Genomic DNA, 6,143 nt, shown 5'->3' with positions numbered 1-6,143 from the left:
GCCCCTATGATGTTATCTAAAAAAATTATTACAATGAAAAAGTTTATTTTATCCTTAGTACTCATGGCTGTAACAACAAGTTACAGCCAAGAGTTAAACCTACCGGTGTTTACTCAGTATTTAGCTGATAACCCTTTTGTACTTTCTCCTGCTTATGCAGGTATTGGAGATAACCTTCGTATTAGAGCCAATGGATTAACACAATGGGTCGGAATTAAAGATGCACCGCAAAACCAGTCTCTTTATGCCGATTTTAGAATCCTGGATCGTTCAGGTGTTGGTATCTCTATGTACAATGATAAAAATGGATATACTAAACAAACAGGAGCCAAAGTCTCTTTTGCACACCACCTTATTTTAGATTATTACGGTGAGCAGTATTTGTCATTTGGTCTTTCGTATAACTTTAATACATTTAGAATTGATATCGATGAGTTTAACAACACAATCGAACACCCAATTCTGGATCCGTCTGTAACAGACAATCGTTATACAACAAATAATAACTTTGATATTAGTGCTTTGTATCGTAACAAAAACTTCTATATCAGTTTTAACGCAAATAACGTTTTAAAGAAAAACACAAACAAATACCGCGGAGTTGAGCCAGACCTGCTTTCAAACTATCAGGTTTATACAGGTATGATTTTCAAAGATGCTGAAAACAGACGTATCGAATATGAACCATCTATTTACTACCAGTATTTTGCGAGTGATAAACGTTCTACTACCGATTTTAACTTCAAATACAGAAGATACAATCGTTACGAAGATTACTATTGGATTGGAGTTTCGTATCGTTTCCTAAACGACCAGTTTCCAAAACCTTTATCAGTTGGGCCAATGGCTGGTTTCATGAAATCTAAATTCTATTTTGGATATTCATATCAGGTTATGTTTAACGATTTGGGAGCCTACAATACAGGTACGCATGTCGTAACTATTGGATTTGATTTCTTACAATCGATTAGTAACTGTCCTTGTACGCAAAGCCCGGTTCACGATTAATAATTACAATTAAAAACTTACTGTAAATCAAATACAGTAAGTTTTTATATTTTAAAGAAGATCGATTTTTTTCTTTATTTCCTAAATTTTTGTTTTTTTTCAGTGTTTACATCGTTTTCGTTGTAATGATGCACTATTTTTCGTTTTTTTCGAATTTAACACAAGCCGAAATGTCCTATATTTGTTTTTCTTTCAAAAAAACTAAAAAATTATCAAATGAAAACTCTAAACGATTTCGACTTTAAAAATAAAAAGGCAATTATCCGTGTTGATTTTAATGTGCCGTTAGATGAAAATTTTAATGTAACAGATACAACACGTATTGAAGCTGCAAAACCAACTATCGATGCTATTTTAGCTCAGGGCGGAAGTGTAATTTTAATGTCACATTTAGGAAGACCAAAAGGTGCTGAAGAAAAATACTCTTTGAAACATATTTTAAAAACAGCTTCTGAAATTTTAGGCGTTCAGGTTAAGTTTGCTGAAAACTGCATTGGAGAACCAGCTCAGACAGCAGCTAAAAACCTGCAGCCAGGAGAAGTTTTATTATTAGAAAATTTACGTTTTCATGCTGAAGAAGAAGCCGGAGATGTTGCTTTTGCCAAAGAATTAGCTTCACTTGGAGATATCTATGTGAATGATGCTTTTGGAACAGCACACAGAGCACACGCTTCAACAACAATTATTGCACAGTTTTTTCCAAACGATAAATGTTTTGGAACTTTATTGGCAAAAGAAATTGACAGTTTAAACAAAGTACTTAAAAACAGCGAAAAACCTGTTACTGCAGTTTTAGGAGGATCTAAAGTTTCTTCAAAAATTACAGTTATCGAGAATATCTTAGACAAAGTAGACCACATGATTATTGGTGGTGGAATGACTTTTACGTTCATTAAAGCACAAGGTGGAAAAATTGGTGAGTCAATCTGCGAAGATGATAAACTAGATTTAGCACTTGAAATTTTGAGATTGGCAAAAGAGAAAAACGTACAGGTGCACATTCCTGTTGATGTTGTAGCTGCTGACGATTTTTCAAATACAGCAAATACACAAATTGTAGACGTAACTGCAATTCCTGATGGATGGCAGGGTCTTGATGCAGGTCCAAAATCTTTAGAGAACTTCAAAAAAGTTATTTTAGAGTCAAAAACAATTCTTTGGAATGGTCCATTAGGAGTTTTTGAAATGGAAACTTTCTCAAAAGGAACTATCGCTTTAGGTGATTTTATTGCAGAAGCAACTAAAAACGGAGCATTTTCTCTAGTAGGAGGAGGTGATTCTGTTGCAGCAGTAAAACAGTTCGGATTTGAAGATAAAATGAGTTATGTATCAACTGGCGGCGGGGCAATGCTTGAAATGTTAGAAGGAAGAATTTTACCTGGAATCGCTGCGATTTTAGACTAAAATATCACAATTAACATTTTTTTGCATATTTTTAATGCATAAACTCTTTAAGTTTGCAAAAATACAAGTCCTATAATTGGTTGAATTATAGAATTTTAAAAAAATGTTATATGATTGTAAAGAAAATCTCCTTAGTGGTTGCCGCTTTGTTTTCAATGTCGATGTTTGCGCAGGAAACTTCAGAACATGCAAAGGAAATAAAGCCAGAAGTAAAGTTGTCCTATTTAGATTCTATTAAAAGCACATTCAAAAAAGACGATCTTGCTTCAAGAGTAGACAGTCTTTGGATGAATGAGTTAGTAAGCTTAGACATCTACGATGATTTGACAAAAGATATTCAAACCATTAATAAGGATGTGACAGTAGACGAAGAACTGCCAACTGAACTTTTAAAACAGCGTTTGGCAGCAATGAATGCTAAATCTCCTTTTGAGATAGAATACAATCAAGGATTAGAAAATATAATAAAGTCATTCCTTAAGAATCGTAAAAAATCGTTTTCTCGATTAATGGCTTTATCAGAATACTACTTTCCAATATTCGAGGAAACTTTCGCTAAAGAAAAAATCCCATTGGAAATAAAATATTTAGCCGTTGTAGAATCTGCTTTAAACCCTAAAGCAGTTTCTAAAATGGGCGCCACGGGACTTTGGCAGTTTATGTACGGAACCGGAAAACAATACGCTTTAAAAATCGATTCTTATATCGATGAAAGAAGCGACCCTCTTAAAGCTACTGCAGCATGCTCAGATTACATGACCAGAATGTTCAGCGTTTTTAACGACTGGGAATTAGTTTTAGCATCTTACAATTCAGGACCAGGAAACGTTACAAAAGCAATCCGCCGTTCCGGAGGTAAAACAGGATACTGGGATATTCGTAATTATCTTCCAAAAGAAACACAAGGATACGTTCCGGCATTTTATGCTACTATGTACCTTTTTGAATACCACAAAGAGCACGGAATCAATCCGGAAAGAGCAGTGGTTAAAAACTTTGAAACAGACACTGTTGGAATCAAAAATCAAATCTCATTTAAGCAGTTAGCAGATTTATTAGATATGCCGCAATCGCAGCTGCAGCTTTTAAATCCATCTTACAAACTGAATATAGTCCCGGCTTATCATGGAGAAATGAATTTCCTTCGTCTGCCAAAAGATAAAATTGCAGCTTTTGTTTCAAACGAAGATAAAATTTATGCTTATGTAGAACATGAATCTCTGGTTAAAACAATTCCAACCCGTTTAGCAGCTAAAATTGCTCCAAAAGGGAAATCAGTTAGAGAAGCTGTAGAATCTTCAAAAGACATTCAGTTTTATAAAGTTAGAAAAGGAGACAACTTAGGAACGATTGCAGATAAGTACAATGTAAATATTTCAGATTTAAAAAAATGGAATAATCTTAAAACAAATGCAATCGCATTAGGAAGAACCCTAAAAATTAAATCAGATATAGATGCCTCGGCAAAAGTGGTTAAAGAACCTAAATCTATACCTGCAATCGAGAAAAATACAGAAGAAGCAATTGCTTCTAACGATGATAAAGATAAAGTTTCAATTCAAACTGTAGAGTACGTTGTTGCTGCCGGAGACAATTTAGGAAGCATTGCTAAAAAATTCGGTACGACTATTGCGGACTTAAAAGAATTAAATGATCTTACGTCTAATAATATTGGTTTAGGAAAAACATTAGTAGTTTCTAAAATTGTTACAGAGATTCAAGAGCCTGTTACAACAGCGATTGCTTCAAACTCTGTAGACGCTTTCAAGAAAAAAGCTCCATCGGCTAAAAGTGCAAGCGAAGATTATTACGTAAAAAAAGGTGATTCTTTGTACAGTATTTCTAAAAAATATCCTGGAGTAACAATTTCAGATATTAAAAAATGGAATGGTATTAAAGATGAAGATATTAAACCGGGAATGAAACTTAAAATAAACGGATAATAAAAAAATCTTATTTAAATTTGGGTTTTATTTCATTAAATCAAAAAAATGAATAAAACCCATTTTTTATTTCTAATACTTCCGTTTCTGTTGATTTCTTGTTTAAAATCAGACAAGCAGTCGCAGCCCGTTTCCGGAAAAACAAATACCATTTCCATAATTATCGACGATCAATTATGGTATGGAGAAGTTGGTGATACCATCCGAAATAAATTTGCCTCTCCTGTTTTAGGTCTAACTCAGGAAGAACCACTCTTTACAATTAATCAATATCCTGCCAAACTTCTGGAAGGATTTGTAACCGACAGCCGAAGCATTATTGTAGTAAAAAAAACAGCAAACGAAAAGTTTGAAATTACCCACAGTAAAGCTTTACCTCACAACACGTTTCGCATTTACGGAAAATCTATAGACGATATTATCTGCAGTATCGAATTAAATTCGGCACAGATTATCAAAATGATCCGTGATGCCGAAATCGAAAAAATTCAGGAAGACAACAGCAAATCACTTTTAAATCCTGCTGTTATAAAAAACAAATTTCACATCGATATTCAAATTCCAACAGGATACGAATATGTCTTGCATAAGAAAAATTTTATCTGGCTAAAAAAAGACATTATTAGCGGCAACACCAGTTTGTTGATATACCAAATTCCATTGCACAATTTTAAAACAAAGGGCAATGTAGTGGGCAATATTATCAAAATGAGAGATTCTGTTGGCCGTTATATTAAAGGGCGTGAACCAAACACACCCATGATTACCGGCGAAGCTTACGCGCCTTATTTTTCTGCCACTCATTTAGACGATAAAGAAGCTTTTGAGACCAAAGGTACATGGGAGCTGAAAAATGATTTTATGGCCGGTCCTTTTATTAATTACGCTATTGTTGATCCTCTTTATAACCGAATCCTGGTAATTGAAGGATTTTGCTATTCTCCCTCAAATCAGGAACGCGATCTAATGCTCGATCTCGAAGCAATTATAAAATCAGTAAAAATAGACAAGCGATAATTTTCTAAACTTAAGTTAAGTTATTGTGGTTAATATATTTCTTACTTTTGTTTTTATAACAAACATAAAAACAAAGACTTATGAAAAAATTAACCACAGCATTAGTACTGTTTGCAATGTGTTTTGTTTCTTGTAAAAAAGAAATAAAGACAGAAACAATAACAGAAAAAGATTCAGATACTGTAAAAACAGAACAAGCTGAAGCAGAACCAGTCTTAGACTCGGCGGCACAAATGAAAGCCTGGCAGGCTTATGCAACTCCGGGAAACCCGCACAAAATGATGGCAGACGAAGTGGGAACCTGGAACTGCGATATGACTTTTTGGTCTGAACCAAACGGAAAATCAGAAAAAGCAGCTTCAATAGCAGTTGTTAGAATGATTTTGGGCGGACGCTATCAGGAAGCTGATTATAAAGGAACCATGATGGGACAGCCGTTTGAAGGCAAAAGTACTTTAGCCTACAACAATGCCAGTCAGGAATACACGACAACCTTTATAGATAATATGGGAACCGGAATGATGGTGGCAATGGGAAAATACGATGAGAAAACCAAAAGCATGGAACTAAAAGGCGAAATGGTTAACCCGTTAAACGGTAAGAAAACACCTTACAGAGAAGTTTATACTATTGTTGATCCCACAACTCGAAAAATGGAAATGTTCGACACTAAAAACGGAACAGAATATAAAAGCATGGAAATTATCATGAAGAAAAAATGATGTGCTGTTTACTAGAAAAATTAAAAAATCCCGATCGTAAAATGCGATC

The 6,143-nt window shown here is 34.3% G+C and carries 5 protein-coding genes; all 5 read left to right on the top strand.

Annotated elements, in window-relative coordinates:
- Window positions 1-33: 33 nt before the first annotated feature.
- A complete protein-coding gene (locus tag FJOH_RS05105) occupies window positions 34-1,008 on the top strand; it encodes a PorP/SprF family type IX secretion system membrane protein (protein ID WP_044048232.1) in 975 nt (324 codons plus the stop codon).
- A gap of 216 nt (window positions 1,009-1,224) precedes the next feature.
- Window positions 1,225-2,412, top strand: coding sequence for a phosphoglycerate kinase (locus FJOH_RS05100; protein ID WP_012023063.1), 1,188 nt, complete (start codon window positions 1,225-1,227; stop codon window positions 2,410-2,412).
- A gap of 110 nt (window positions 2,413-2,522) precedes the next feature.
- Window positions 2,523-4,355, top strand: a complete 1,833-nt coding sequence (locus FJOH_RS05095; protein WP_012023062.1) for a lytic transglycosylase — start codon at window positions 2,523-2,525, stop codon at window positions 4,353-4,355.
- A gap of 48 nt (window positions 4,356-4,403) precedes the next feature.
- On the top strand, window positions 4,404-5,372 hold the full coding sequence (locus tag FJOH_RS05090) for a DUF4837 family protein (RefSeq protein ID WP_012023061.1): 969 nt from the start codon (window positions 4,404-4,406) through the stop codon (window positions 5,370-5,372).
- A gap of 80 nt (window positions 5,373-5,452) precedes the next feature.
- Complete coding sequence (locus tag FJOH_RS05085) at window positions 5,453-6,094, top strand: DUF1579 domain-containing protein (RefSeq protein ID WP_012023060.1); 642 nt, start codon at window positions 5,453-5,455, stop codon at window positions 6,092-6,094.
- Window positions 6,095-6,143 lie beyond the last annotated feature (49 nt).

It is taken from the genome of Flavobacterium johnsoniae UW101 (assembly GCF_000016645.1).
Taxonomy (GTDB): domain Bacteria; phylum Bacteroidota; class Bacteroidia; order Flavobacteriales; family Flavobacteriaceae; genus Flavobacterium; species Flavobacterium johnsoniae.
Note: the sequence above shows the minus strand (reverse complement) of the source record. Positions and strands in the feature narration are given on the sequence as shown.